Source organism: Streptomyces sp. NPDC046831, from assembly GCF_040645305.1.
Taxonomy (GTDB): Bacteria; Actinomycetota; Actinomycetes; order Streptomycetales; family Streptomycetaceae; genus Streptomyces.
The window spans coordinates 84,347-111,067 of the sequence record NZ_JBEYXZ010000006.1; the positions used below are offsets into that span (position 1 = coordinate 84,347).

The 26,721-nt window shown below is 71.5% G+C and carries 22 protein-coding genes, 1 tRNA gene and 1 pseudogene; 14 read left to right on the forward strand and 10 right to left on the reverse strand.

All coding sequences use genetic code 11. The features are described from left to right. Positions 1-52 precede the first annotated feature (52 nt). On the reverse strand, positions 53-715 hold the full coding sequence (locus tag ABZ920_RS08235; protein ID WP_361500077.1) for a DUF461 domain-containing protein: 663 nt from the start codon (positions 713-715) through the stop codon (positions 53-55). 686 nt (positions 716-1,401) lie between these two features. Here ABZ920_RS08235 and ABZ920_RS08240 point away from each other — a divergent pair. The 7 genes from ABZ920_RS08240 (at position 1,402) to ABZ920_RS08270 (ending at position 8,789) form a co-directional block, all read left to right on the forward strand. Further along, positions 1,402-1,884: a CarD family transcriptional regulator gene (locus tag ABZ920_RS08240; RefSeq protein WP_003953493.1), complete on the forward strand. Its 483-nt coding sequence runs from the start codon at positions 1,402-1,404 to the stop codon at positions 1,882-1,884. A 290-nt stretch (positions 1,885-2,174) separates the two neighbouring features. Next, positions 2,175-2,939: a 2-C-methyl-D-erythritol 4-phosphate cytidylyltransferase gene (ispD, locus tag ABZ920_RS08245; RefSeq protein ID WP_361500080.1), complete on the forward strand. Its 765-nt coding sequence runs from the start codon at positions 2,175-2,177 to the stop codon at positions 2,937-2,939. Beyond that, the gene (gene ispF, locus ABZ920_RS08250) at positions 2,929-3,432 is read left to right on the forward strand and encodes a 2-C-methyl-D-erythritol 2,4-cyclodiphosphate synthase (RefSeq protein WP_361500083.1); all 504 of its coding nucleotides are present in this window, start codon (positions 2,929-2,931) and stop codon (positions 3,430-3,432) included. The genes ispD and ispF overlap by 11 nt, the downstream gene beginning before the upstream one ends. Positions 3,433-3,487: 55 nt before the next feature. Further along, positions 3,488-3,892, forward strand: a complete 405-nt coding sequence (locus tag ABZ920_RS08255) for a PPOX class F420-dependent oxidoreductase (protein WP_361500086.1) — start codon at positions 3,488-3,490, stop codon at positions 3,890-3,892. A gap of 487 nt (positions 3,893-4,379) precedes the next feature. Further along, positions 4,380-5,780, forward strand: coding sequence for a cysteine--tRNA ligase (gene cysS / locus ABZ920_RS08260; protein WP_361500088.1), 1,401 nt, complete (start codon positions 4,380-4,382; stop codon positions 5,778-5,780). Between the two features lie 154 nt (positions 5,781-5,934). Further along, positions 5,935-6,873 (forward strand): 23S rRNA (guanosine(2251)-2'-O)-methyltransferase RlmB, encoded by a 939-nt coding sequence (gene rlmB / locus ABZ920_RS08265; protein ID WP_361500091.1) that lies wholly within the window; start codon positions 5,935-5,937, stop codon positions 6,871-6,873. A gap of 164 nt (positions 6,874-7,037) precedes the next feature. Continuing rightward, the gene (locus ABZ920_RS08270; protein WP_361500094.1) at positions 7,038-8,789 is read left to right on the forward strand and encodes a DoxX family membrane protein; all 1,752 of its coding nucleotides are present in this window, start codon (positions 7,038-7,040) and stop codon (positions 8,787-8,789) included. Positions 8,790-9,008: 219 nt separating this feature from the next. On the opposite strand, the gene ABZ920_RS08275 is transcribed toward ABZ920_RS08270, so the two are convergent. From ABZ920_RS08275 to ugpC, 3 genes are all read right to left on the reverse strand, one after another. After that, the gene (locus ABZ920_RS08275) at positions 9,009-9,740 is read right to left on the reverse strand and encodes a nucleotidyltransferase family protein (protein WP_361500097.1); all 732 of its coding nucleotides are present in this window, start codon (positions 9,738-9,740) and stop codon (positions 9,009-9,011) included. A gap of 563 nt (positions 9,741-10,303) precedes the next feature. Then, on the reverse strand, positions 10,304-10,756 hold the full coding sequence (locus ABZ920_RS08280; RefSeq protein ID WP_361500100.1) for a hypothetical protein: 453 nt from the start codon (positions 10,754-10,756) through the stop codon (positions 10,304-10,306). 240 nt (positions 10,757-10,996) lie between these two features. Next, a complete protein-coding gene (gene ugpC, locus ABZ920_RS08285) occupies positions 10,997-12,136 on the reverse strand; it encodes a sn-glycerol-3-phosphate ABC transporter ATP-binding protein UgpC (RefSeq protein WP_361500103.1) in 1,140 nt (379 codons plus the stop codon). 233 nt (positions 12,137-12,369) lie between these two features. On the opposite strand from ugpC, the gene ABZ920_RS08290 reads away from it, so the two are divergent. After that, positions 12,370-12,443 (forward strand) — tRNA-Thr (locus ABZ920_RS08290). A gap of 798 nt (positions 12,444-13,241) precedes the next feature. Here ABZ920_RS08290 and ABZ920_RS08295 read toward each other — a convergent pair. Further along, positions 13,242-13,577 (reverse strand): annotated as a pseudogene (locus tag ABZ920_RS08295) (tyrosine-type recombinase/integrase); the annotation flags it as partial. A gap of 78 nt (positions 13,578-13,655) precedes the next feature. Here ABZ920_RS08295 and ABZ920_RS08300 point away from each other — a divergent pair. Next, complete coding sequence (locus ABZ920_RS08300) at positions 13,656-14,381, forward strand: hypothetical protein (RefSeq protein WP_361500106.1); 726 nt, start codon at positions 13,656-13,658, stop codon at positions 14,379-14,381. 304 nt (positions 14,382-14,685) lie between these two features. Further along, the gene (locus ABZ920_RS08305; protein ID WP_361500109.1) at positions 14,686-14,949 is read left to right on the forward strand and encodes a hypothetical protein; all 264 of its coding nucleotides are present in this window, start codon (positions 14,686-14,688) and stop codon (positions 14,947-14,949) included. Between the two features lie 1,530 nt (positions 14,950-16,479). Here the strand turns inward: ABZ920_RS08305 and ABZ920_RS08310 are convergent. From ABZ920_RS08310 to ABZ920_RS08330, 5 genes are all read right to left on the reverse strand, one after another. Then, on the reverse strand, positions 16,480-16,896 hold the full coding sequence (locus tag ABZ920_RS08310) for a hypothetical protein (protein WP_361500112.1): 417 nt from the start codon (positions 16,894-16,896) through the stop codon (positions 16,480-16,482). Then, entirely contained in the window at positions 16,886-17,317 is a 432-nt protein-coding gene (locus ABZ920_RS08315; protein WP_361500115.1) for a hypothetical protein, read from the reverse strand. The genes ABZ920_RS08310 and ABZ920_RS08315 overlap by 11 nt, the downstream gene beginning before the upstream one ends. A gap of 859 nt (positions 17,318-18,176) precedes the next feature. Beyond that, positions 18,177-18,983, reverse strand: a complete 807-nt coding sequence (locus ABZ920_RS08320; RefSeq protein ID WP_361500118.1) for a hypothetical protein — start codon at positions 18,981-18,983, stop codon at positions 18,177-18,179. A 55-nt stretch (positions 18,984-19,038) separates the two neighbouring features. After that, on the reverse strand, positions 19,039-19,896 hold the full coding sequence (locus tag ABZ920_RS08325; protein WP_361500121.1) for a hypothetical protein: 858 nt from the start codon (positions 19,894-19,896) through the stop codon (positions 19,039-19,041). Positions 19,897-20,582: 686 nt separating this feature from the next. Further along, positions 20,583-22,373, reverse strand: a complete 1,791-nt coding sequence (locus tag ABZ920_RS08330) for an FAD-dependent monooxygenase (protein WP_361500124.1) — start codon at positions 22,371-22,373, stop codon at positions 20,583-20,585. A 213-nt stretch (positions 22,374-22,586) separates the two neighbouring features. Here ABZ920_RS08330 and ABZ920_RS08335 point away from each other — a divergent pair, with 213 nt between their 5' ends. The 4 genes from ABZ920_RS08335 to ABZ920_RS08350 are packed head-to-tail and all read left to right on the forward strand — an operon-like array spanning position 22,587 to position 26,711. Further along, positions 22,587-23,699, forward strand: a complete 1,113-nt coding sequence (locus ABZ920_RS08335; protein WP_361500127.1) for a SchA/CurD-like domain-containing protein — start codon at positions 22,587-22,589, stop codon at positions 23,697-23,699. A 56-nt stretch (positions 23,700-23,755) separates the two neighbouring features. Next, complete coding sequence (locus ABZ920_RS08340; RefSeq protein WP_361500130.1) at positions 23,756-24,196, forward strand: cupin domain-containing protein; 441 nt, start codon at positions 23,756-23,758, stop codon at positions 24,194-24,196. Continuing rightward, positions 24,193-25,458: a beta-ketoacyl-[acyl-carrier-protein] synthase family protein gene (locus ABZ920_RS08345; RefSeq protein ID WP_361500133.1), complete on the forward strand. Its 1,266-nt coding sequence runs from the start codon at positions 24,193-24,195 to the stop codon at positions 25,456-25,458. The genes ABZ920_RS08340 and ABZ920_RS08345 overlap by 4 nt, the downstream gene beginning before the upstream one ends. Then, the gene (locus ABZ920_RS08350; protein ID WP_361500136.1) at positions 25,455-26,711 is read left to right on the forward strand and encodes a beta-ketoacyl synthase N-terminal-like domain-containing protein; all 1,257 of its coding nucleotides are present in this window, start codon (positions 25,455-25,457) and stop codon (positions 26,709-26,711) included. The genes ABZ920_RS08345 and ABZ920_RS08350 overlap by 4 nt, the downstream gene beginning before the upstream one ends. Positions 26,712-26,721: the final 10 nt, after the last annotated feature.

Genomic DNA, 26,721 nt, shown 5'->3' on the forward strand with positions numbered 1-26,721 from the left:
CGGGGCGGCACCCTCCGTCGTGAGGGTGCCGCCCCGCGGGCGTTCAGGGGCCCTACTCGCCGGCCGGCGTCTCCGAGGCCGAGTCGCTCGGGGTGGCGCCCGCGGAGTTCTCCTGTGACGGGGCGCCGGAGGCGGACTCCGACGGCGCGCCGGACTCCGGCTGGGACGGCTCGCCGGACTGGGAGGCGCCCGGCGCCGCCGGGATCTCGCTCGGGCCCCACGAACTGAAGTAGCTGACGGCCGGCACGACCAGGGCGCTCAGGCCCACCTCACCGGTCTTGCTGAAGGTGAAGGTGATCTTCTGGTCGTTGCCGTTCCGGACGGCGGGGCCCGGGTCGGACAGCACGGCGGAGGCGTTGCCCTTGCCGCCGAGGACGAGGAAGCCGCCGGCCGGGACGGTCACCTTGCCGCCGCCCTCGGCGGGCGAGAGCTTGGCGGTGCCGTTGTCCTGGACGCTGATCGAGTCCAGCGTCTGGTCGGCGTCGCCGTTGTTGAACACGGTCGCGGAGATCACGGCCGGGCCGTTGGCCTGTGCGTCCGGCTGGGTGATGACCAAGGCGTTCTGGATCTTGATGTCGCCGACGGAGACGGCCGGGTTGTCCGGCTTGACCTGAAGCGTCTCGGCGTTGTTGCCGGCGCCGCACGCGGCGAGCGAGGCGATCGAGAACGCGATGGCGGCGGCGGCGAGGGCGCCGCGTCGAAGGCTGCTGCTCACGGCGGCGGCAACTCCTTGAACGTGGGCGGAGCAGGACGGCACCCTGATAAAGCCGCCCTAAGTGTCTGTCAGCGGCCACAGGTTACCGAGCCGTTCTCGCCCCACCGCACCCGACCCGCCTCTACCCCCGTTCCCGCGCCCCTACGCCCCGCCGAACGGCGCGCTCGGCCCTGCCACGGCAGGACGCTTCTCCCGCTCCCGGAGACCTGCCGACTCACCAGTCACATTGGCCTCAGCAGTCTCTCCATTCACATAAGAGCCGGTCGCATAGCCCGTCGGCCGCGCACGCTTTTCCGCGCGGGAATGCGCGCCCGCGGGCCCGGAATTGATCACCGGGCGATCGGCCGGCGGCGCCCCGGCGGCCGTGATCAATTCCCGGGATTCGGCCGGGACGCGACTCAGCTCACCGAACGGAGTAGCGGGAGTCGCACATCTGGAGCCGGACAAAGCGGGAATTTCGACCGTTTGGAGAGGGCGCCGGATGTGTGTAACGTACGCGTTTCACCTCCTGCGCAGAGCCCCTCCGACCTGCGAATACCCGCTTCCGTTCGCCTTCCGCACCCCTCCCGAAGCACGTCCCTGTCGCTGTTGTCAAGCCCCGAGATATGCCCTGACCTGCGAAAACGCCATTCAGAAGACGCCGTATCCGTGTTACCCTGGATAGCCACGGAAGGGGTACCTGTCACATGACGTTCAAGGTTGGCGACACCGTGGTCTATCCCCATCACGGGGCCGCGCTGATCGAGGCCATCGAAACTCGCCAGATCAAAGGCGTGGACAAGACCTACTTGGTGCTGAAGGTCGCCCAGGGTGACCTGACGGTGCGCGTGCCGGCGGACAACGCGGAGTTCGTGGGCGTGCGTGATGTGGTCGGTCAGGACGGGCTGGACCGGGTCTTCGAGGTGCTGCGCGCTCCGTACGCCGAGGAGCCCACGAACTGGTCACGCCGTTACAAGGCAAATCTGGAGAAGCTCGCCTCCGGCGACGTCATCAAGGTCGCGGAAGTCGTGCGGGACCTGTGGCGCCGTGAGCGCGAGCGCGGACTCTCCGCCGGTGAGAAGCGCATGCTCGCCAAGGCCCGCCAGATCCTGGTGAGCGAGCTCGCGCTCGCGGAGAACACCAACGAGGACAAGGCCGAAGCCCTGCTCGACGAGGTCCTCGCGTCCTGACCCGAGGCATCCACACCCGCCTCACCTCAGCACACCTGCCGCGGTGCCCGATGACACACTCGCTGTCGCCGGGCGCTGCGGCATGCTCGTACCCGCGCACACGCGCCACCCCCGTCGCACGCGGGGGAGAGGCCACCGGCACCGAGGTGCCCGGCCCGGGCGGTCGGCTCGACCAGGGTCACGGAAAGGGTCCGGTCAAGGTCTCACGCCCGGTACTCCCCCGGCTCGGCCGGGGGTGCTGCAAGTGGCCATACCCAGGTAGGCCGAGCACACAAACCTGACAGGAACCGATGTCTGACGATTCGCTCCCTCCGCCCGCGGGAGCGCCCGCCGGGGCCTCCGTCGCCGCCGTGATCCCGGCCGCCGGCCGGGGTGTACGCCTCGGTCCGGGTGCCCCCAAGGCGCTCCGCGCGCTGAACGGCACGCCGATGCTCGTCCACGCGGTGCGCGCCATGGCCGCCTCCCGCGCCGTCTCCCTCGTGGTCGTCGTCGCCCCGCCCGAGGGCGCCGCCGAGGTGAAGTCGCTGCTGGACGCGCACGCCCTGCCCGAGAGGACCGACTTCCTCGTCGTCCCCGGCGGCGGGTCCCGCCAGGAGTCGGTCAGGCTCGGCCTGGACGCGCTGCCGCCCGGCCACGACATCGTGCTGGTGCACGACGCGGCCCGCCCGCTGGTGCCGGTGGACACCGTCGACGCGGTCATCGAGGCGGTGCGCGACGGTGCGCCGGCGGTCGTCCCCGCGCTGCCGCTGGCGGACACCGTCAAGGAGGTCGACCCCGCGGCCGTGCCGGGCGAGCCGGAGCCGGTCACCGCGACGCCCGACCGGGCGCGGCTGCGCGCGGTGCAGACCCCGCAGGGCTTCGACCGGGCGACGCTGATGCGTGCCCACCGGACGGTCACCGGCGACGTCACCGATGACGCGAGCATGGTCGAGCAGCTCGGCGAGCGGGTTGTGGCCGTGCCCGGCCACGAGGAGGCCTTCAAGGTCACCCGGCCGCTCGACCTGGTCCTCGCGGAGGCCGTCCTGGCCCGCCGGAGGCTGAACGATGGCTTCTGAGACCGCCGCGCAGCCGCTGCTGCCCCAGGTCGGCATCGGCACCGACATCCACGCCTTCGAGGAGGGCCGCGAGCTGTGGTGCGCGGGCCTGAAGTGGGAGGGCGAGGGACCGGGGCTCGCCGGGCACTCCGACGCCGACGTCGTCGCGCACGCCGCGTGCAACGCGCTGTTCTCCGCCGCCGGCCTCGGCGACCTCGGACAGCACTTCGGCACGGGCCGCCCGCAGTGGTCGGGCGCCTCAGGGGTCACCCTGCTGACCGAGGCCGCCCGGATCGTGCGGGAGGCGGGCTTTCGCATCGGGAACGTCGCAGTGCAGGTCGTCGGCCCCCGGCCGAAGATCGGCAAGCGGCGGGACGAGGCCCAGCGGATCCTGTCCGAGGCGGCCGGCGCGCCGGTGTCCGTCTCGGGCGCGACCACCGACGGCCTCGGGTTCCCGGGCCGGGACGAGGGGCTGATGGCGGTCGCCACGGCCCTCGTGATGCGGGTGAGCTGAGCGCGTACAGGGGTACTCGGAACGTCACCGCTGACCCAGGTTTCCGGAGGTGCCCATGCCCGCCGCCCTGTCCGACCGGCTCAAGGACCTGCTCGACACGCCCGTCTTCGTGATCGTGGGCACCGTCCAGCCCGACGGCCGCCCGCAGATGTCCCCGGTGTGGGTGAAGCGGGACGGCGACCAGCTCCTGCTCTCCACCACCGTCGACCGGCGCAAGAAGAGGAACCTGGACCGCGACCCCCGGGTGGGCATCGTCGTCGTGGACCCCGAGTCGCCCTACGACTACGCCGAGATCCGCGGCACCGCCGAGCTGACGACCGAGGGCGGCCAGGAACTCATCGACGAGCTGAGCCGCAAGTACACGGGCAAGGACTACGCGGAGTTCAACCCGGCGTCCGGCCAGGACGCGGAGCGCGTGGTGGTGCGCATCACGCCGGAGAAGGTGGTCGGCAGCCTCTAGTGCCGCGACAGGCAACGTTCGCCCCGTCGCGGCGCCCGGCACGCGCCCCCGTCCTCGAACCGGCTCCGCCCGGCACGCGCCCGCGTCCTCGAACCGGCTCCGCCCGGCACGTCCCCCCGTCCTCGAACCGGCTCCGCCCGGCACGTCCCCCCGTCCTCGAACCGGCTCCGCCCGGCACGTCCCCCCGTCCTCGAACCGGCTTCGCACGGCTCGGACGGGGGACCCCCTTCGTCGCACCGGCCGAAGGCCCCGAGTACATCCAGTAGGAGGGCGTCCGGCCGGCACGCCGGGAGCACGCACCGGACGCCGCTCCTCGACGGGCGAACGTTGCCGGCCGCGGCACTAGGCCCCGGCCGGGTGCTGCGCCCGGCCGGCCCGCATCCGGGCCGCGCCCGGCACCGGCGGGAACGCCGGGGAACGCCGGGAATCGGCGCCGCGAACGGGGAAGGGGCGCGAGGCACTGCCCCGCGCCCACTACTCTGGAGTGGTGACCATTCGCCTGTACGACACCAGCGCCCGGCAGATCCGTGACTTCACCCCGCTCAAGCCGGGCTGTGTCTCGATCTACCTCTGTGGCGCCACCGTGCAGGCGGCACCGCACATCGGGCACATCCGGTCGGGCCTGAACTTCGACATCATGCGCCGCTGGTTCGCGTACCGCGGCTACGAGGTGACGTTCATCCGCAACGTCACCGACATCGACGACAAGATCATCGCCAAGGCCCACGAGCAGAACCGCCCGTGGTGGTCGATCGGCTACGACAACGAGCGCGCCTTCAACGACGGCTACGCGGCGCTCGGCTGCCTGCCGCCCACCTACGAGCCCCGCGCCACCGGCCACGTGCCGGAGATGGTCGAGATGATGCGCACGCTCATCGAGCGCGGGCACGCCTACGAGGCCGACGGCAACGTCTACTTCGACGTGCGCTCCTTCCCGGGCTACCTGCAGCTGTCCCGGCAGGAGCTGGACAACCTCCAGCAGCCCTCCGGCGCGGGCGAGAGCGGCAAGCGCGACCCGCGCGACTTCGCCCTGTGGAAGGCGGCCAAGCCGGGCGAGCCGACGTGGCCGACGCCGTGGGGCGAGGGCCGGCCGGGCTGGCACCTGGAGTGCTCGGCGATGGCGCACAAGTACCTGGGCTCCGCCTTCGACATCCACGGCGGCGGCCTGGACCTGATCTTCCCGCACCACGAGAACGAGATCGCCCAGGCCAAGGCCTACGGCGACGACTTCGCCCAGTACTGGGTGCACAACGCCTGGGTGACCATGGCCGGCGACAAGATGTCCAAGTCGCTCGGCAACTCGGTGCTGGTCTCCGAGATGGTCAAGCAGTGGCGCCCGATCGTGCTGCGCTACTACCTCGGCACCCCGCACTACCGCTCGATGATCGAGTACAGCGAGGAGTCGCTGCGCGAGGCCGAGTCGGCGTTCGCCCGGATCGAGGGCTTCATGCAGCGGGTGGCGGAGCTCGCCGGCGGCGTGGTCCAGCCGGCCGCCGAGGTGCCGCTCGCCTTCGCCGAGGCGATGGACGACGACCTGGGCGTCCCGCAGGCGCTGGCCGTCGTGCACACCACCGTCCGGCAGGGCAACTCCGCGCTGGCCGCCGACGACAAGGAGGCCGCCGTGGCGCGGCTCGCCGAGGTGCGTGCCATGCTCGGCGTCCTCGGCCTCGACCCGCTCGATCCGCACTGGGCCGGCGAGGGCGACCGCGGCGAGGACCTGCACGGCGTCGTCGACAGCCTGGTCCGCCTGGTGCTGGACCAGCGGGAGGCCGCCCGTGCCCGCAAGGACTGGGCCACCGCGGACGCCATCCGCGACCGGCTCAACCAGTCCGGACTCGTCATCGAGGACAGCCCGCAGGGACCCCGCTGGAGCCTCGGCCCGCGCTGAGCCCGGCCGCAGGCCCCGGCGACCTGGTGTGCCGCCCGGCCTTCCGGCCGGCACACCGCAGGAACACAGGACGTACGGCACCGAAGGACCGTGCACACCGCACAGCCGTCCGCACGAACGCTTCATCACCGCAGAGAGCAGAGACAGGTAGGTCATGGCCGCGAACAACCGCCGCATGTCCGGCAAGAAGGGCGCGCAGGTCGGCAGCGGCGGCAAGCGGCGCCGGGGCCTGGAGGGCAAGGGCCCCACGCCCCCCGCCGAGATGCGCAAGGGACACGCCAAGCAGCGCGCCGCCCAGGCGAAGACGCGCCGTACCCAGGGGCGCCCGCAGCGCCGCGGTGCCGGCAGGTCCACGTCCGAGCTGGTCGTCGGCCGCAACCCCGTGGTCGAGGCGCTGCGCGAGGGCGTGCCCGCCTCCACCCTGTACGTCCAGCAGTTCATCGACAACGACGAGCGGGTGCGCGAGGCGCTCCAGCTCGCGGCCGAGCGCGGCGGGATCAACCTCATGGAGGCCCCGCGTCCCGAGCTCGACCGGATGACGAACGGGCTCAACCACCAGGGGCTGGTCCTCCAGGTCCCGCCGTACGAGTACGCGCACCCCGAGGACCTCCTCGACGCCGCCCACGACGAGGGCGAGGACCCGCTGATCGTCGCCCTGGACGGGGTGACCGATCCGCGCAACCTGGGTGCCGTCGTCCGGTCCGTCTCCGCCTTCGGCGGGCACGGCGTCGTCGTGCCCGAGCGGCGCGCGGCCGGCATGACCGCCGGCGCCTGGAAGACCTCCGCCGGTACGGCCGCCCGGACGCCGGTGGCCCGCGCCACCAACCTGACGCGCGCGCTGGAGGCGTACAAGAAGGCGGGCATCACGGTGATCGGTCTCGCCGCGGACGGCGAGGCCGAACTCGGCGAGGTGGACGCCCTGGAGGGCCCCGTCGTCGTCGTGGTCGGCAGCGAGGGCAAGGGCCTGTCCCGGCTCGTCGGCGAGACCTGCGACCTGCGGGTGCGGATCCCGATGCCGGGCGGCGCGGAGTCCCTCAACGCCGGTGTCGCGGCGGGCATCGTGCTCTACGAGGCCTCCCGCAGGCGCTCCTGAACCGTCCGGGGCCGGGTGCCTGAACCACCCGGCGCCGGACACCCGCACAGGCGTTCCCCGCGGTCACCCACTCGCGTGGAGCCGGGCGCACAGGGCGAGCTTGACGGGGTCCGGACACATCCGGCACGCGGTGGCAGTGTCCTAACCCGACATCACTCGGTTAGATGAGTGTGGACACCAGAACACCCCGCACACCCACGGGGGACCGCTCGTCGGGACACGACGACGCTCCCGCGCTGAGCATGGTGAAGGTGCCGAGCGACCCGGCGCAGATCATCGTCAGTCACGCGAGCTTCCGCGTGCAGCTGGGTGCCGCGACGCGGCGCACCCGGTCCCCGCGCATCGCCCGGCACATGAGCGCCACCGAGGACGCCGCCCGCAGGCCCGTCGTCGGCACGGCGGGCGGGACCGGCGCGGCCGAGCAGCGCCGCCCGGTCGTCTGGAGCGGGCGGTCCGCGCCCGACGACACCGGCGCCCACCGGCTGCTGCAGGCCGTGCGGACCGGCAGCGTCCGGCACGGCGACGAACCGGCCGGCACCGGGGCCACCCGCGTCATCCCGCGCATCGACGCGGGCCCGCGCCCGGGCACTCCGGGCGCGCCCCACGGCGGCGACGGCCACGACGGCTACGACGATCTCGACCGGACCGTCGAGACCCCGGTCGTCGGCGCCCGGCGCACGCCCGAGGGGACCCGCCTCCTGCCCCACATGCGGGCCGCCGTCAGCGCCTACGACGAGCCCGCCTACGGCGCCCCCGCGCACGGCGGTCCCGACTACGGGGAGCCGGGCCACGGCGAACCCCCGTACGGCACCGACGGGTTGGGCGACGACGTCCCCGGGGACGCGGCCGGGCGCGGACGGGCGTCGTCCCGGCGGCAGAGCGACGACCCCGGGCGGCACGCCTACTACCCGGGCCGCCGCATGAACCTCGGCGTCGTCCTGCTCCCGCTGAGGGTCTTCCTGGGCTTCATCTCCCTCTACGCCGGCATGGGCAAGCTGTGCGACCCGCTCTACTTCGACGGCGGCGAGCGCGGCTCGATGGTGAAGTGGCTCAACTCCCTGCACCCCTGGGAGGTCGCCGAGCCGCTGCGCCAGTTCGCGCTGCACCACCCCGTCGGCTCGGGCCTCGTGATCGCCTTCCTCCAGGTCATCGTGGGCGTCCTGACGGTGCTCGGGTGCTGGCAGCGGGTCGCCGCGGCCGTCGGCGCGCTGCTCTCGGCCGCGCTGATCGTCACCGTCAGCTGGAAGACGGTCCCCGCCTACGACGCGCCCGACATCATCTACCTCGCCGCCTGGTCGCCGCTGGTCATCGCCGGCGCTCCCGTGTACTCCGTGGACGGACGGCTCGCCGCCTCCGCGTGGCGGCGGCTCGGCCCGCGCTCCGACATCTGGGAGCTGCGCCAGTACGTGCTGCGCCGGGGCGCCCTGCTCACGTTCGTCGTCACCGGTCTCACGCTGCTCGTGGGCTCGGTGCTGGGTGGTGCCGTCCGCGACGCCGACCGCGTCGTCGTCCCCGGCCCGGGCGAGGCCCCGCGCAACGAGCTGCCCGGCTCGCCGCTCCCGCGGGAGTCCGGCGAGCGGCACGACAGGTCCCCGTCGGCGTCGACGGCGCCGAGCCGCGGCGGCGGCGCGTCGGCCACCCCCTCCGGCGGTCCCGAGCGCTCACCGGGCGAGGCCCGCGAGAGCGGCACGGCCACGGGGGGCTCGCCCAGCCAGACCCAGGGCACCGGCGGCCAGGCTCCGCGCCGTCAGTCCTCCCCGGCCGAGCAGGCGCCCAGCACCAGCTCGGGTCCGGCCTCCGGCGGCGGCACGACCGGCGGCGGTGCCGGGGACGCCGGGAGCGGCTCCGGCAGCGGGTCCGGCGGCGGCAGCGGGTCCACGGGGCAGCCGGGCCTGGTGGGCGGGCTTCTCGGGTAGGGCCCGGTCCGGAGCCGGCTCCCCACCCGGTAGGAGGCCGTTCCGCACCCGGTGGGGGGTGGCTGGGCACCGTCGCCGCGCTGCTTCGGCCTGTTCCCTCCAGGAGACCGACGGGGTCCCGCACGTCCTCCAAGGACGTGCGGGACCCCGTCGGTGTGCGGGTCCGGCCGGCGCACGGGGCGCCCGCTCCCCGCGGCGGGCGCGGTCACCGAGTGGCCGTCAGCGGGCCAGTGCCGCCAGTTCCTTCGCGGCCTCGGTGAGGTCCTTCGCGGTGTCGATGGCACGCCAGTACGCGCCCTGCGGGATCGGGAAGCCGGCCAGCCGGCGCTCCCGGGCCAGCCGCGGGAACGTGGTGCGTTCGTGGTCGCCGCGCTCGGGGAGCAGGGCGGCGAACTCGGGGGAGAAGACGTAGACGCCCGCGTTGATCTCGACGGTGGACGGCGGCGCCTCGATGAAGTCGGTGATGTGACCGAAGCCGTCCGTCTTGACGGCGCCCCACGGCAGCCGCGGGCGGGCCAGCGCGAGGGTGGCGACCGCGTCGCGCTCGGTGTGGAAGTCCGCCATGTCGCGCAGCGAGAAACGGGTCCAGATGTCGCCGTTGGTCGCGTACCAGGACCGCTCGGGGTGGGGCAGATGAGCGGCGGCGAACCGCAGGCCGCCACCGCGGCCGAGGGGCTCGCTCTCCACGACGGTGACGACGCGGACGGGCAGGTCCGCCGACTTCAGCCAGTCCTGCAGGACCTCGGCGAGGTGACCGCAGGAGACCACCACGTCCGTCACACCCTCTTCGGCGAGCCAGGCGAGCTGGTGGCCGATGATCGGGGTCCCGGTGCCGGGGATCTCGACCATGGGCTTCGGCCGGTCGTCGGTGTAGGGCCGCAGGCGTGAGCCCTGGCCACCGGCCAGGATCACGGCTTGAGTGGGGCGGGACGCCGCGTTCGGATGGGTCATGACCGAACTGTACGTGGCGCCCCGCGAGCGGCTTCAGGCCGTCACCGGCCCGTAAGCGGCAACGGCCCGCGCCCGGCCGGGGGCGGATCCGGCGCAGCCCGGGCCGGTGCCCGGCGGAGCGCGGGCGGGGATGCGCACAGGCCGCGGGGGTTTGCGTGGTCCGCGCGGCTCGGCACAGCGCGTCGTGCCGGGCTCAGCGGAGTCCGTGTGGAGTTCGGCGGAGCGCGGGCGGGGATGCGTACAGGACGTGGGGGTTTGCGTGGTCCGCGCGGCTCGGTACGGCGGTCGTGCCAGGCTCAACGGAGTCCTGGCCGGGCTCGGCGGAGCGCGGGCGGGGGTCGGCGGGGCCCGGGGGCTTCGCGTCTTCCGCAGGGCCCGGCGCGGCTGGTCGCGCCGGGCCCTGCGGGGTCCGGGCGCGGGGCTCGGCGTCCGAGTGGGTCCCCGGAGCCCGCGGCGCCCAGCGGCTTCCGTACGGGGCCCGGTGGTGCTCCGGGCGGGGCCGGGCCCCGTCGGCGGGTCCGCCGAGGGGCCGGTGGGGGACGGTCGGCCGGGCCCGTGCGGGGTCAGCTGTGCGCGGCCAGGACGCCCGAGGCGAACGAGGTGTCGCAGACCGGGCGCGCGTAGGACTGGGCGCGCGAGGGGCCGTAGATGCGGACGGCCGCGCGGCCCAGGGTGCGGGCGATCGACGAGCAGTGCCGGGCCAGCGACGGGCGGCCGTTGACGGCCTGCTGCAGGTGGGTGAGCGCGACGCCCGGGTCCTTCTCCTGCAGCTCCGTCAGCAGCCGGTCGCGCAGCACGTCCTGCGGGGCCAGGGAGCGGGCGCGGGAGACATCGGCCACGGAGGCGTCCGACGCGGTGAGCACCGAGTTCGAGGCGTTCCCCGACCAGTTGACTCGGGTGACCGCGAGGGTCCCGGAGAGCACCAGGACGACGGGCAGGACGAGGGCGAGGGAGCGGCCGATCCGGCGGGCGGGGCCCCGGCCGCGTCGCGTCTGTTGGGTGGTGGAGTGCTTCACGCGAGTGAGGTTAGCGCCCAGTAATGATTTGGCGACATTTGGTCACCTCTTCGAGGGATGCCGAACGCCCCTGTCGCGGGCGCGGAGTTGACGCACACGGATCGAAACGGGCGTTATGCCGGGCAGGCCGGGGCAACGGAAAAGGGCCCCGCGCCAGTTCGCGGGGCCCTCTCCGTCAACCTGGGTGAATCACCCTCAGGTGTACCGGTGTTTCAGCCGTAAGGGGACGGCGGGAGCGTCTCAGTCGGACAGCCGCTCGCCCGTGGAGGTCGAGAACACGTGGATCTCGCCCGGCTGCGGCACGACGTGGACCGTGGCGCCCTTCTCCGGCACGGCACGGCTGCTGACGCGCACGACCAGGTCCTTGGACTCGCCGCCGACCTGCACGGTGCCGTAGATGTAGCCGTCGGCGCCCGTCTCCTCGACGACGTTCACCGTGACCTCCAGGCCGGCCGGGGCGTTGTCCGCGTCCTTGGACAGCGCGTCGGCCACGGCACCGCCGCCGAGCTCGACGACGTCGAAGTGCTCGGGCCGGACGCCGACGGTGACCGTGCGGTCGCCCTTGTCGGAGGCGGCCTTGAGGGCGTCACGGCTGACCGGGACGACGCTGTTGCCGAACTTCACGCCGCCGTCGGTGATCGGGACCTCGATCAGGTTCATCGCCGGGGAGCCGATGAAGCCGGCGACGAACAGGTTGGCCGGCTTGTCGTACATGTTGCGCGGCGAGTCGACCTGCTGGAGCAGACCGTCCTTGAGGACGGCCACCCGGTCGCCCATCGTCATGGCCTCGACCTGGTCGTGGGTGACGTAGACGGTGGTGATGCCGAGCCGGCGCTGCAGCGACGCGATCTGCGTACGGGTGGAGACGCGGAGCTTGGCGTCGAGGTTGGACAGCGGCTCGTCCATGAGGAAGACCTGCGGCTCGCGGACGATGGCGCGGCCCATCGCGACGCGCTGGCGCTGACCGCCCGAGAGGGCCTTCGGCTTGCGGTCCAGGTACGGGGTGAGGTCGAGGATCTTCGCGGCCTCCTCGACCTTCTGCCGGATCACCGCCTTGTTGACGCCGGCGATCTTGAGCGCGAAGCCCATGTTGTCGGCGACCGTCATGTGCGGGTAGAGCGCGTAGTTCTGGAACACCATGGCGATGTCCCGGTCCTTCGGCGGCAGGTGCGTCACGTCGCGGTCGCCGATGCGGATGGCGCCGCCGTTCACGTCCTCCAGGCCGGCGAGCATGCGCAGCGAGGTGGACTTGCCGCAGCCGGACGGGCCGACCAGGACGAGGAACTCCCCGTCGGCGATGTCGATGTCGAGGGCGTCGACGGCGGGCTTGTCGGAACCCGGGTAGATCCGGGTCGCCTTGTCGAACTGGACAGTGGCCATGGTGAATGGGCCCCCTTCTACCGGCAGGAACGTGCCGGACGATCCGTTGTAGGAAGGTGGTGAGCCACGACGGGCTGTATTCCGTTGTGGTGTAGTCCACAGGGGTGAACTGGCACAGGACGGTACCTGGCGTTCACCTGGTCTGTCAGCAGTCCGGGCCCGGTGAACTTCGCGGAAATTCCCGACGGACCGCGGCGGCGACGCGGGTACACTGCACGGGCAGGCCCGTGCACGCCTCCTTAGCTCAGCCGGCCAGAGCAACGCACTTGTAATGCGTAGGTCGTCGGTTCGAATCCGACAGGGGGCTCCCGTGGACCCCAGGTCAGACGCTGTCTGACCTGGGGTTCTGTCGATCAGTGGGCGCGCGATGGCGTCAACGGACATCGCATCGCCGTGCCGCGGTCTCGGTTCGGGTCTCAGTTGGCGACTGGGGGTGCGCCTCGCCTAGCTTGCCCCCCGGATCTTCGGGCCCTACTACGCCAATGTCCGCGGCAGCGCCAAAGCACGCTTAGGCTGGCAACCACGGCAAGCACCGGTTGGCTCATCAGGCATGCGTCACAGCCCACGGCGGACGGTGGCCACAACCAGATGACAAACGCCGACCCAGCAGCGACGCACACGGTCATGGCGACCTCGGCGTCATATTCCAGCTTACTCAGTTGGGCTTCAGTGAACCGTGTTTGATCCTTGGTATTGCATGCGGCAGCGAGGCGCATCAGGGCCAGCCGACCCGTGAGTGCGATAAGGATCCCGACTCCGATGGCGCTTGGTGCCCCAGAGACCCAGCCCAACACGCAGGGCTCTCCATACCCCCAGTTGGTGAGCAGGGCAGCCACCTCCAAAAAAGCAAGGAAGAGCACGACGAGGTACGACTTAGCCAGGTCACCCGGCACGTCGTGGCCGGACGCTACCAGCTGCCGGGCTGGATCGGAGCTGCGAGCTTCGACGATCAGAGCAAGAAGGACGAGAGGCAGGACGGTGGCCATTAGGCCAGCAAAATCCATTTGCTCCTTGGTCACCCGGACATGCTTCCAGGTGACCAGGCTCATCTAAGACATTTGCGGCTGTGTCCCTGCGTTAACACCACTGCGTAGGGTGGCGTCACCTAACGAACACGCCGCCGACGCAGCGAGCGTTCCGTTTGGCTGCTCCGAGTGCCAGATTCAGCGATCGTCCGAGGCATAAAGGTATCGCCGATGCGGCGCATCGCCTCTTTTGAGAGGTGGGAGCGTCCTTTCACGTACCGCCGCGTCTGGCTGATCTGGGTATGCCGCAGGATCTCCATGATCGTGGGCATGTCCACCCCGAGTTCGTTGAGGATCGTCCCGGCGGTGTGCCGACTGCCGTCGTACAGGCGCCGGTCATCGATGCCCGCTTCCGCCAGCAGCTCCTTGAACTCCGCCCAGTCGGCCCGCGGGTCGATGGGGCGGCCGTCCGGGCGCGCGTTGCCCTTGAGACTCAACCCGGAGGAACCGCCCCCAACGAGGATTGGGTGGCTGGCACACCGACTCTCGCCGTCGTGCTGGACGGACTAAGCACTGCCGACCTGGACACCGGGTGCCGTCACGGCGTGCCCTGGTATGTGGCGCAACTAGGTGGTCAGCTCGTGGCCGCGCTCACTAGCCAAGAGACGCCACTCACGGTCGGCTTGGCCAACGCCCTCGAACGGGTAGCTGCGCTGCACCCCGAATGCGACCTCGCCAGTCCCGGAACCCCCTCAGCCACGGTCGCGATCCTTCGGCAGCGAGCCGGATTCTTCGATCACCTGGTCTTGGCAGACTCCCCGATCGTGTTCGAAGGGCTCCAGGGTTTCACCGTACTCACTGACCTACGGGTGGATGAAGTCCTTCCCGACATGCGCGCCGAAGTTGAGCGGTACGAGACTCATACGCCAGAGCACCAAGCGGCGCTGCGGCGGTTGGTGACCGCGCAGCGCCGCATCCGCAACACTCCGGACGGCTACTGGGTCGCCGGCGCGAGTCCCGAGGCAGCAGCACATGCGCGGGTAGGCAGCACCCCGGCCGAGGAGGTACGTGCCGCGGCTGTCCTGTCCGACGGTGCGTCGCGACTCGTCACGGAGTACGGCATGGCCACTTGGTCGGAAGTGTTCACGATGCTCCGTACTGGTGGCCCGCAAGAACTGATCGCCGCCGTCCGGAAGGCCGAAGCCACCGACCCGACCGGACGTCGGTGGCCGCGCTATAAGTCCGGCGACGATGCAGCCGTAGCTTTCTGCCAGTGGTGATGTTGCGGTCAGTGCTCGGGGCGGCGGCCTCGCATCGTCCAGGGGCTCGGCTCAACGAGCCGGGCCCCTCATGCGTGCTCGGCCAAGGAAGGGCTGACGAAGCCTTTCGGAAGCCACGATTCGGTCGTAAAGTTCACCGTTACAGGTAACGGCTCGCCTGTACGAGCCGCTGCGCTATTGCACACCGACTTGGGGACGTCTGTGATTATCAGAAGGGCGGTTCATCGCTGTACCCAGGCGCGGGGATCTCGTCTGCTATATCATTCATCCCCTCACCCCTCAGGGCACTAATATAATTCGCTCGATGGTTCCATGGAATGGCATCGAGCAGGACTTTTTTGAAGGGGCCACAGCGGGGGTCACGAAGCGCTATGAGGAGCCGCTTTGGGCTTTCTCTGGCCATTCCTTGCAATACCAGCTCACTATCCTTGGGCGCTTCATGGTCCATGAAATAGTGGACAACTTCTATCACGCGATCATCAACGCGTTCCGCACCCACGGATATCAAAAGGTCTCTCGCGTCTGCCCCAAGCTCTGCGGAACGCAGCCTCCTCACCGCGTTCGCTAGGTTTTTAGCAAGATGCCAGCGTGCAATATTCACCAGTAGTGGCTGCACCAAGTGCCCTAGGCTTGCCCGCCGAAGCCCCACGACCAATACGGGTGCGTTCGGCCCGTGAACCCGTGCGGCGTACCGGAGGAGATGCGAGGTGGTAGCGCCGTACCCGTCAGACCAGTTAGCCCATATTTGGGGTTCCACTTCGGATGGCAGGGGAAATGTTTGGTTCAGTGCTTCGATGCAGTCTATGACATCCTTGGTGGTACCGTTCGCGACCCATTCCATGAGTTTGTTGCAAGACATTTTGGCTTGGACCATTTCGCTTGCCACATGAGGTACCCATGTGACGGGTGGAGCCCCCCTGGACTGCGAGACCAAATCTACAAGATCTGTCATCCCCGCGTGCCATAGGGGTGTCGGATCCCAGATCCGATGGGGTGACGCGGGTGTCGCTTCGGAGGCGCCTACCTGCTGTGCATTACTACGCTTTCCCATCGTGGCAACGTATTTGGCCCTCCATGAGTTCTCATCTACCTCTTGTGGTGTCAGTGGTGTACCGCTAAGCCTTCCGTACTCGGCTATTGCGGCAACAAGAGATAATACTTGACTCAGTTTTGCTGGGCTCCTGCCGGACAGTTTATCTTGAATGGTTGAGCGGGCCATGGGGTGTCTTTTCTGCAGCGTGCCTATGAGACGCTCCAGTTCCCTAACCGGCGGATTGCCCGCGCGTATCCGAAGGTCTCGCAACTGTTTGGCCAAGCTGTTGGTCATGTCCCCCCTGTCAGGTGTCCGCGGACGGCCGCATGCGTCCGCGTCTGTCCGCGCCTGTCTGCGCCTGTCCGTGCTGTGGGGAAGAAGCCTAGGTCAGCATGCATGATGGCGTCCGGATGTTGCCGCAAGTGGCCGCCACTTTGGTATCGAGGGCTCCGGACAGCTTCACTCGAACGCAAGATGCCCCGTGCTCACCGCTGGAACGGTGAGCACGGGGCACGACTTGCTATGGCCTGACTTGGCACAGTCTGGCCGAAGGAGTGGAGTACCGCCGTGACGAAGATGGACGGGTCTCTCAATGAGGAGACTACCGAAGCTCGACACAGTAGGGCCGCGCTTTGGCTCGCCGGCGCAACGGCAGTGACGGGTCTCATGTCAGCCGTGGCGGCGTTGATCACGGCTCTCAAAGGGTGACTGCTACCGCGCCGTGGGCCATGTGTGGGCCAACGGGGTAACGAAGAAGTGTCGTCGCAGGTCGTTGAGAGGCTGGGTCGCGGCACTGCGACGCTCTTGAAAACCGTCGTGGCAGCGATGTCGCCGTGGGTTTAAATTCCACCGCGTCCGCGCTGAGAGCAGTGAGAACGGCCCCCGACCAGGGTGACTGGTCGGGGGCCGTTCTCACTGTGGCCTCATCCTTATCAGGTCGATCACCGGGGGTCAGGAGCCTCCGTCGACCCTGCCTCCCCTGCGGGCACCCTCCGCCACCGTTCGGTGCTGATCGCCAGTGTCCGAAGCGGTCACTTGACAGCCATGCAGCCCCAGTCGCGCTGTTTAGGCGGTCGCAGCCTCAAAGCGATCGATAGTCATCGCTGGCTTGTCCCAGGTCAGGTTGAACCGGTACTGCCCTCGCTTCTGTCGATCGGCATGCTCAAAGAGCATGCCGATCGTTGCGGTACCACCGACCTGCTCCTTGGTGCCACCGATCGTGGACGATTCGTCGCCCGGCTTGAATGAGGTGTACTCAAGGCGGCCTGTCTCGGGCCAGAAGATCGCTACTGCTACTGGTGGCTTGTGCCTACGGACCCGGCTGAACACGTCCTCGATCGTGTCTGACTCAAGGGCAACCACGATCTCCTCGTCCGAGCGGTATCCGCTGGCTTCGAAGAGGGCACGGGTCTCGTGACGCCCCAGATCGCGGGCCACAGCGAACGCTGCCTTGCGTCGAAGCACTGCCTCGTCAGCGGCCACGCCTCCACCTCCGCAGGTTGTCTTCCCAGCGTTCTTCCATCTCGTCCAACGCCCCCTCGTAGCTATCATCCACCACTTCCCAAGACTTCTCGCCATAGGGGATGTGGCAGATGAGGTCATGATCAAGCAGGGTCTCGCCCTCTTGCGAGACGAGGTGACGGTGGACTGTACCGCGGCAACAGTCGATGCGAGCGAGCTGCTCCCACTGCCCGGCAACCAGTGTCTCTTGCATGACGGCGTAGTCGACGACCTTCTTGCGGTACGTACGAAGACGCACTACAAGCCGATCGTTTTCGCTTAGTTCGATGGGGAACGTCGTCTCCTCCGCTGGAGGTACGCCGGGTGGCGTGTAGACCTGAACCGCCGGCTCCCCGGCCATGTCCGTAACCCTGCCTCGTCGCTTCCCGCTGTTGTTTGCCAAGCGGCCCCCCAACCCCTCGAACGAGTGATGAACGCTACAACATGTAGTACACAGACCGTGAGACCTGGTTCCACATTGTCACCGTCACACGGGTGTGCGCACTAGATACCGAGAGTTAATCAGGCCAGCGACTCCGCTACCTCAACCTGCCACTGTCCCCGCTTCCATCCCGTCCGCCGTCGACCCACGCACCGTGGAGCGGGCGTGGTCCCTGGCGTCCAGGTGGAGCGCGCCACTGTACGTGGCCGCGCTCCGCGGTGCTCAAACTCACGGGGTCCGGCCTTATTCACATGTGGGCGCGCGTCGGCGCAGCGCGGGCGGAGCGGGCCCAAGGCAGGAGCGGCGCCCGGAGCGGAGCAGGAGCGCGTCCGGCGGAGCGGAGCGCAGCCGGGGCTTGATGAAGTAGGGGAAACTGTCCGTCGAACGGACCTGGCCCTGCGCTACGGGCGGCGCGGTCTCAGTTCCGGTCTCAGTCATTGCTTGTTCCGTGAGCGTCCGCCCTTGTCCCCCGGCGGCTGGAACGCCCGCTGAGCAGGCAAAGAGCCGACCCTGTGCACGCTCCCGGACGCCCCCGGACCAAGATCGGACAACTTGTAATGCGTAGGTCGTCGGTTCGAATCCGACAGGGGGCTCTTCTGGAACCCCGGGTCAGGTACCGCTGACCCGGGGTTCCGCGTTTTCCGCGCCGCGCGGTCCCGTCCGGGTCACCGGGCGGATGAGGAGGTGCCCGCGACGCGAGGTCCGGCCGGGCGGACGGCCGCGGTCGTCCAGCCGCTGGAGCGGTGCGTCCCCGCCGGCCGGACGCGGGCTCCCGGCCGATTGGTGCGCGCGAGTGAGAAGACGTGCCGCCTCGTCCGTGTCAGGACGGTGGGCACCCCCGGTGTGCGAGGTTACGGCTGTCTTGAACGCGGATCGGAACAGGGGTGATCATGCGGGGCGCGGTCCGGCGTGTGGTGTGCGGTGCTTCGGTGGTGGCCCTGGCCGTGTGGGGGGCGGCGGGGTGCCATGCGCGGAAGGAACCCGACCCGGGCAAGCTGTACGGCGAGGTCCACACGGGGGACAGCTCGCGCATGAGCGTCCCGACGGTGAAGGTCGGGTCCTCCGCCACCGGCCGGGTGCGGGTCACCAACAGCGAGAAGCAGCCGGTGAAGGTCCGCAGCGTCCGCACCGCCGAAGGCGCCGCGGGGGCGCCGGCCCACCGCTCCGCGGCTTCCGCGCGGCCGTCGCAGTTCTCGGCGCGGCTGGGGACCTGCGCCGGCCGGACGCTCAAGCCCGGCGAGTCCTGCGAGATCGAGATCGTGTCCAGGCCGACGGTCGCCGGGGCCAGCACGGTGCTCCTCGTCATCGAGACCGATCCGCCCTCCGCGGCCATCCGGGTGAAACTGGAGGGCCACGCGTCGGCACCGGGTGCCGGGACCGAGGCGCCGTCCGGCGAGCCCGGGAAGCCCACGTCCGGGTCGGCGAAGCCCTCCGGCAAGGAGACGAAGTCCTCCGGGGCGCCGGAGCCCGGGCACGGCTCCTCCCCGCCCGCCCCGCCCTCCGTGTCGCCGCACTCGCCGCCCGTCTCGCCCGAGTCGCCGCCCGTCTCGCCCGGGTCGCCGCCGGTCTCGCCCGGGTCCCCGCCGGTCTCGCCCGGGTCCCCGCCGGGAGGCCCGCGACCGTCCACCGGGGCGACCGGGCCCGGAGACGGCGGGTCCGCTTCCTGACCGGGCCGAAGGCGCTCATGACGCGCGCCCGAGGACGTCGACGCGGACACTGTCGTTGTCGGGCAGCAGCAGCACCGTGTTGTCCGAGGACGGGTGCCAGGAGCGGTTCACCAGGTAGTACCGGCCGCTGCTCTTGGCCAGCAGCACGAACCACTGGTACCGGTACCGGTACGGCCCGTGGCCGGTTCCGAGGTCCGCCCGTGCGACGTCGGGCAGGTCGTGGGCGAGGGGCAGCCGCGAGTACACGCGCACCAGGGGCCTGTCGGGATAGTGGCTTCTCGCATCGTTCCCGGCCTGTGCAAGGCCGGCGTCGTGGGCGTACCGCGCCATGCTGAAGAACAGCGACAGGACGAGCATGGCGGTGAACAGCGACCCGCCGACCAGCCACAGCCGGTCGGCCGACCGGTGGGCGCCCGGGCGGCGCCGGTGGGCGAGGCGCAGATGGACCGCGCAGATCCCCATGACCGCGCCCAGGGCCACCACGAGCGTGGGCAGGAACTCCCGGACCGCGCCGGGCCGCAGACGGGCGACGACCGCGTCGTTCCACCACCCGGGCGACAGGAACACGACGAACCCAAGCAGCGTCAGGACGACCCCGGCGCCCAGCAGCCCCCGGGTCGCCCGGCGCCGCAGGCTCCGGCCGCCCCCCGACACCGCCCGCTCCAGCAGCCCGAAGGCGAGCAGCACGACGAGCCCGCAGCAGAACAGGAACCACACGGGCAGGAAGAGCGCGTCGTCGCTGCTCACGACGTAGCTCTGCGAGGACAGCTGCAGATCGCTCGTCAGGATCCCGAAGTAGGAGTAGTACGACGTGATGTAGGTGCTGCCGAAGTAGTAGAGCAGGCCGAAGACGACCGTTCCGGGCGCCAGCACATAGGCCGCCTTCTCGAGGAAGGTCTTCCCGCCCGGCTCCCGGGCGGCGGGCCGACTGCGGATCGGCGGCCGTGCCGGCGAACCGGCACGGTGGATCCGTCGTCGCCGCCCACGTCGCTCTGCACACACGGTTCAAGGCTGGGCTGCCGCGTCCGCGGCCGCACCCCTGGCCGGTCCGGTCGTGTGACCGGGACCTGCGGGACGGTCCGCGGTCCGTCGCCGGCCGTCCGTCGCCTGCCGCCCGCCGTCCGTCGCCTGCCGCCCCTGGGCGGTCCGGTCGCGTGGCCGGGAGTCGCTTGACCGGGACCTGCAGGACGATCCGCTGCCGTCCGCCGTCCGCCGTCCGCCGTCCGCCGTCCGCCGTCGGCCGCCCCTGGCCGGTCTGGTCGCGTGGCCGGGAGTCGCTTGACCGGGACCCGCAGGACGGTTCGCTGCCGCCCTCCAGCCCTCCAGCCCTCCAGCCCTCCAGCCCTCCAGCCCTCCAGCCCTCCAGCCCTCCAGCCCTCCAGCCCTCCAGCCCTCCAGCCCTCCAGCCCTCCAGTCCGCCGTCCCGCCGCCGGCCGAGCCGGTGGTGCGCCGTGCGCCCTGGTCCACCCGGGTGACCGCCGTCGCGCGAGCCCGGCGCCCCGTGCGCAGGGGCCGCCCGCACCGGGCGGTGCGGGCGGCCCCTGAGGCGCGTCGGGCGTTCAGTCCCGGCGGAGCACCGCCGTCAGGACCTGGCGCAGCGTCACCTCGGGGTCCGGGACGGCGCCCGTCGCCCGCCATGCCACGAACCCGTCCGGCCGCACCAGCACCGCCCCGTCGGGTGTCGTGCCGTGGACCCGCGCCCAGTCCGGCGCCTGCTCCGCACCGCCGCCACCGGGCCCGCCGGCACCGGGCCCGCCGCCACCGGGCCCGCCGGCACCGGGCCCGCCGGCGCCGGGCCCGCCCGCGGCCTGCTGCCCGTCGGCGCCGGGCCGGCCCGCCGGGCGGCCCCCGGGGCCCGGGTCCGCCGGGGCGTAGGTCAGGTCGGCGTCGTCGCCGGCGCCGACCCGGTAGCTCTGCAGGGCCACACCCTCCTCCGCGGCGACGCGCTGGGCGGCCTCGTGCCAGCCCGCCGTGGACCGCGCGTCGCTGAGCAGCACCATCGTGCGCTCGTACAGGTCGAGCGTGGACACCCGCCGGCCGAAGCGGCGCAGCCACATGTGGGGGGCCCGGGTGCCGGGCTCGCCGGTCAGGTGCAGGCCGTCGGGCACGATCTCCTGCTCCGGGTCGGCCCCGAGGACGGCGCCGCTGGGGTAGCGGTAGCCGAGGACCACGTTGAGGATGCCGCCGCGCGGGCCGCCGCCGACGCCGGGGGCGGGCGCGAAACCGGGGTGGCTGTGTTCCACGGAGCGGGCCGAGGCGCGGGCACTGGTCGCCCGGGCCACCGGCCGCCGCTCGGTGTCGTAGGTCTCCAGCAGGCCGGGACCGGCCCAGCCGCCGAGCACGGCAGCCAGCTTCCAGGCCAGGTTGTGCGCGTCCTGGATGCCGGTGTTGGAGCCGAACGCCCCCGTCGGGGACATCTCGTGGGCGGAGTCGCCGGCGAGGAAGACCCTGCCGGCCGCGTACCGGTCGGCGACGCGCTCGGCGGCGCGCCAGGAGGCCTTGCCGGTGATCTCCACGTCCAGCTCGGGCACCCCGACGGCCCGGCGGATGTGCCGCGCGCAGCGGTCCTCGGTGAACTCCTCCAGCGTCTCGCCGCGCTCCGGGTGCCAGGGGGCGTGGAAGACCCAGTTCTCCTCGTTGTCGACGGGCAGCAGGGCGCCGTCGGCTTCGGGGTCGGTGAGGTAGCAGCAGATGAAGCGGCGCTCGCCCACCACGTCGGCGAGGAGCTTGGAGCGGAAGGTGAGGCTCACGTTGGCGAACAGGTCGCCGGGGCCCGTCTGGCCGATGCCCAGGCGACGGCGGACCGGGCTGCGCGGGCCGTCGGCGGCGACGAGGTAGTCCGCACGGACGGTGCAGCGGCGGTCGGTGTCCCGATCGACGATCACCGCGGTCACCCCGTCGGCGTCCTGCTCGAAGGACTCCATCTGGTGGAAGTAGCGCAGGTCGCCGCCGAGGGCGCGGGCGCTCTCCAGCAGCACCGGCTCGAGGTCGTTCTGGCTGCACAGGCACCAGCCGGTCGGGCTGAACCTCGCCAGGCCCCCGCCCGGGTCGATGTGCTTGAACAGCCACTCGCTGGCGTCGCCGGCCAGGGTCGGGGTCTGCAGGATGCCGTGGTTGCCGGCCAGCAGGGACGCCGCCGTCTTGATGTCCGGCTCGATGCCGGCCACCCGGAAGAGTTCCATCGTCCGGACGTTGTTGCCTCGTCCGCGCGGGTGGACGGAGGTCCCGGCGTGCCGCTCGACAAGCAGGTGCGGCACGCCGAGGCGGCCCAGGAACAGCGACGTGGACAGGCCCACCAGTGAGCCGCCGACGATGAGGACGGGAACGCGGTGGTCGGCTTCTTGGCGCATCGATTCCTCCATGAGCAGGGGGTTGCGGGAGTGGAGCGCACGGACTGTTCATCCCCTCTCAAGGCCGCCGAGCGTGCGTCGGCGGGGCCAATCACCCGCGTGGTTCATACGAGTCGCGCGCCCCCGGGGACCGGCACATGATCGAGATCACGCTGACGTCGCGTCACCCGCGGCCGGCGTTCCCCTCTGCCCCGCGAAGGAGACGTACGCAGGATGACCACCACGTCTGAACGAGTCTCAGAACCTCTGATGCGACAGGCCGCGAAGCGGGTGTCCCAGTCCGTGTTCGACGGCTCCCGGCTCCGGGTCGTGCTTCTGGTGGACGTCTACGACGGCGCCCAGCAGCAGTTCCTGGAGGCGTACGAGCAGCTGTGCAACCAGGTCGCGTCCGTCCCCGGGCACGTCAGCGACCAGCTGTGCCAGTCGATCGAGAACCCCTCCCAGTGGCTCATCACGAGCGAGTGGGAAAGCGCGCCGCCCTTCCTCGCCTGGGTGAACAGCGAGGAGCACGTGCGGATGGTGGAGCCGATGCACAGCTGCATCCGGGACACCCGCTCGCTGCGCTTCCACATCGTCCGCGAGACGGAGGCGGCCGGCGGTGCCGCCGAGCGCCGCCTGCAGACGTCCCCCCGGATCGGCGACGGGGTGATCCGGCACGCGCTGACCTTCACGGTCAAGCCGGGCAGCGAGCGGAAGGTCGCCGAGATCCTGGCCGGCTACGCCTCGCCCGAGCCGAGGGTCGACGACACCACCCGGCTGTGCCGCACCTCCCTCTTCATGCACGGCAACCGGGTCGTGCGGGCCATCGAGGTGCGCGGCGACCTGCTCGCGGCGCTGCGGCACGTGGCCCGGCAGCCGGAGGTGCGGGCGGTCGAGGAGGCCATCAACCCCTACCTGGAGCAGCACCGGGACCTCAACGACCAGGAGTCGGCGCGGGTGTTCTTCACCCGGGCGGCGCTGCCCGCCGTGCACCACGTCACGGTCGGCGAGGAGAGCGCGGAGGCCGAGCGGCACGCCCTGTACTACCCGGCGCGGCCCGGCCTCGGCATGAGGCTGGCCGAGCTGCTCGCCCAGCAGGACGAGCGCGCCGCCGACGACCCGCGCAGCCCGGTGCTGCGCAGCACGGTCTTCGAGCGCGACGACGTCGTGGTGCGGCTGATCGACGTCCGCGGCGGCCTGGACAGCGACGTCGCCCTGACTCTCGGCCTGACGGACCGCGCGCAGGTGGCCGAGCTGACGACGCTGCCGGCGGGCGACCTCGCGGGCGCCGTCCGGCACGCCCGCATGGACCTCATCACCGACCGCCGGTCCGCACCGGAGGCCTGACGCCCCGGGCGCCGGCCACGTCCCGTGCCGACGCACCACAGCAACGGAGGAACGTCGTGATCAAACCACGGCCCAGGATCGTGAACCTTGACGAGACCGAGCCCAACACCAAGCGCGGCGGCGATCTGCGCGCCATGCTCACCCCCGCCACGGTCGGTTCCACCAGCGGCTTCATGGGCGTCGCCATCGTCCAGCCGGGTGACCGCATCGGCGAGCACTACCACCCCTACTCCGAGGAGTTCGTCTACGTCGTCTGCGGCGACCTGGAGGTCGACCTGGACGGCGACCCGCACCCGCTCCGGCCGGAGCAGGGCCTGATGATCCCGGCCTACATGCGGCACCGCTTCCGCAACGTGGGCGACGTGGAGGCGCGGATCGTCTTCCACCTGGGTCCGCTCGCGCCGCGCCCGCAGCTCGGCCACGTCGACACGGAGGGGACCGAGGACGGGGCGCTCACGCCCGCCGAGGGGGCCGCGACGGCAGAGGTGCGGTCGTGAACAGGCGAGTGGCGGTCACCGGCATAGGCATCGTGGCGCCCGGCGGCATCGGCGCCCCGGCGTTCTGGGACCTGCTGGCGAGCGGGCGGACCGCGACGCGGGGCATCACCTTCTTCGACCCCGCCGGCCTGCGGTCCCGGATCGCCGCCGAGTGCGACTTCGACCCGGTGGCCTGCGGGCTGGACGGGGAACAGGTCGCCCGCTGCGACCGGTACATACAGTTCGCCCTGGTCGCCGGCGAGGAGGCCGTACGGGACTCCGGCCTCGACCTGTCCAGGGAGAACCCCTGGCGGGTCGGGGTGTCCCTGGGCACCGCCGTCGGCGGCACCACCCGGCTGGAGCACGACTACGTGCTGGTCAGCCACGGCGGCGAGCGCTGGGACGTGGACCACGAGCGGGCCGAGCCCCATCTGCACCGGGCGTTCACGCCGAGCACCCTGGCCTCGACGGTGGCGGAGCGCTTCGGGGCGCACGGGCCGGTGCAGACCGTCTCCACCGGCTGCACCTCCGGCCTCGACGCGGTCGGGTACGCCCTGCACACCGTGGAGGAGGGCCGGGCCGACATCTGCATAGCCGGGGCGTCGGACTCGCCCATATCACCGATCACCATGGCGTGCTTCGACGCGATCAAGGCGACGTCGCCGAACAACGACGACCCCGCCCACGCCTCCCGGCCCTTCGACAACGACCGTGACGGCTTCGTCATGGGCGAAGGCGGCGCGGTGCTGGTCCTGGAGGAGCTGGAGCACGCCCGGGCGCGCGGCGCGCACGTGTACTGCGAGCTCAGCGGCTACGCCACCTTCGGCAACGCCTACCACATGACCGGCCTGACGAGCGAGGGCGTGGAGATGGCCCGGGCGATCGAGGCCGCGCTCGACCACGCCCGCCTGGACGGCTCCGCGATCGGCTACGTCAACGCCCACGGCTCCGGGACGCGGCAGAACGACCGGCACGAGACCGCGGCGGTGAAGCGGGCCCTCGGGCACCACGCCTACGACACGCCCATGAGCTCCATCAAGTCCATGGTGGGCCACTCGCTCGGGGCGATCGGGGCGATCGAGGTGGTGGCCTGTGTGCTGGCCCTGGCCCACCAGGTGGTCCCGCCGACCGCGAACTACGAGACCCCCGATCCCGAGTGCGACCTGGACTACGTCCCGCGGGTCGCCCGCGAGCGGAAGCTGGACAGCGTGCTCTCCGTGGGCAGCGGGTTCGGCGGCTTCCAGTCCGCGGTGATCCTGACCCGGCCGAGGGAGGGCACATGAGGAGTGCACCGCACGAGCGGCGCGCGGTCGTCACCGGTATCGGTGTGATCGCGCCGAACGGAACGAGCGCCGAGACGTACTGGAAGGCCACCCGGGAGGGCGACGCCGTCCTCGGCCGCATCACCCGCGAGGGCTGCGAGCACCTGCCGCTGAAGGTGGCCGGGGAGGTCCGCGCCTTCGATGCGTCGGCGTCCGTGGAGGAGCGCTACCTGGTCCAGACGGACCGGTTCACGCACTTCGCGATGGCCGCCGCCGACGCGGCGCTGGAGGACGCCCGGCTCGGGCCGGGGGACACCGGCGCCGCCCCGTTCTCGGCGGGCGTGGTCACCGCGGCCGGCTCCGGCGGCGGCGAGTTCGGCCAGCGGGAGCTGCAGAAGCTGTGGGGCAGGGGCAGCCGGTACGTGGGCCCCTGGCAGTCCATCGCCTGGTTCTACGCCGCCAGCACCGGCCAGATCTCCATCCGCCGCGGCTTCAAGGGCCCGTGCTCGGTCGTCGCCGCCGACGAGGCGGGCGGCCTGGACGCCCTCGCCCAGGCGGCGCGGGCGGTCCGGCGCGGTACCGACGTGATCGTGGCCGGCTCCACGGAGGCGCCGCTGGCCCCGTACTCGATGGTCTGCCAGCTCGGCTACGAGGAGCTGAGCGGTGTGCCGGACCCGGCGCGGGCCTACCGCCCGTTCACGGACGCGGCCTGCGGGTTCGTGCCCGCCGAGGGCGGCGCCATGCTCGTCGTGGAGGACGCGGCCTCGGCCCGCAGGCGTGAGGTGCCGGTGCGGGCCGCCGTCGCCGGGCACGCGGCGACGTTCACCGGGCCCTCCCGCTGGACGGAGTCCCGCGAGGGGCTCGCCCAGGCGATCCGCGGCGCGCTGGACGAGGCCGGCTGCGCCCCGGAGGAGGTCGACGTCGTCTTCGCGGACGCGCTCGGCATCCCGGAGGCGGACCGGGCCGAGGCGCTGGCCGTCGCCGACGCCCTGGGCGCGTACGCCCGGCGCGTGCCGGTCACGGCGCCGAAGACCGGCATCGGCCGGGCCTACTGCGCGGCGCCCGTGCTGGACGCCGCGGCGGCCGTCCTCGCCATGGAGCACGGGCTGATCCCGCCGACCCCCAACGTCTTCGACACCTGCCATGACCTCGACCTGGTGACCGTCCGCGCCCGCGCCGCCGAGCTGCGCACGGCGCTGGTCCTCAGCCGGGGGCTCATGGGGTCGAACTCGGCGCTCGTGCTGCGGCACGGCGCCGCCGACGCCTCCTGGTGAGGCCGCCCGG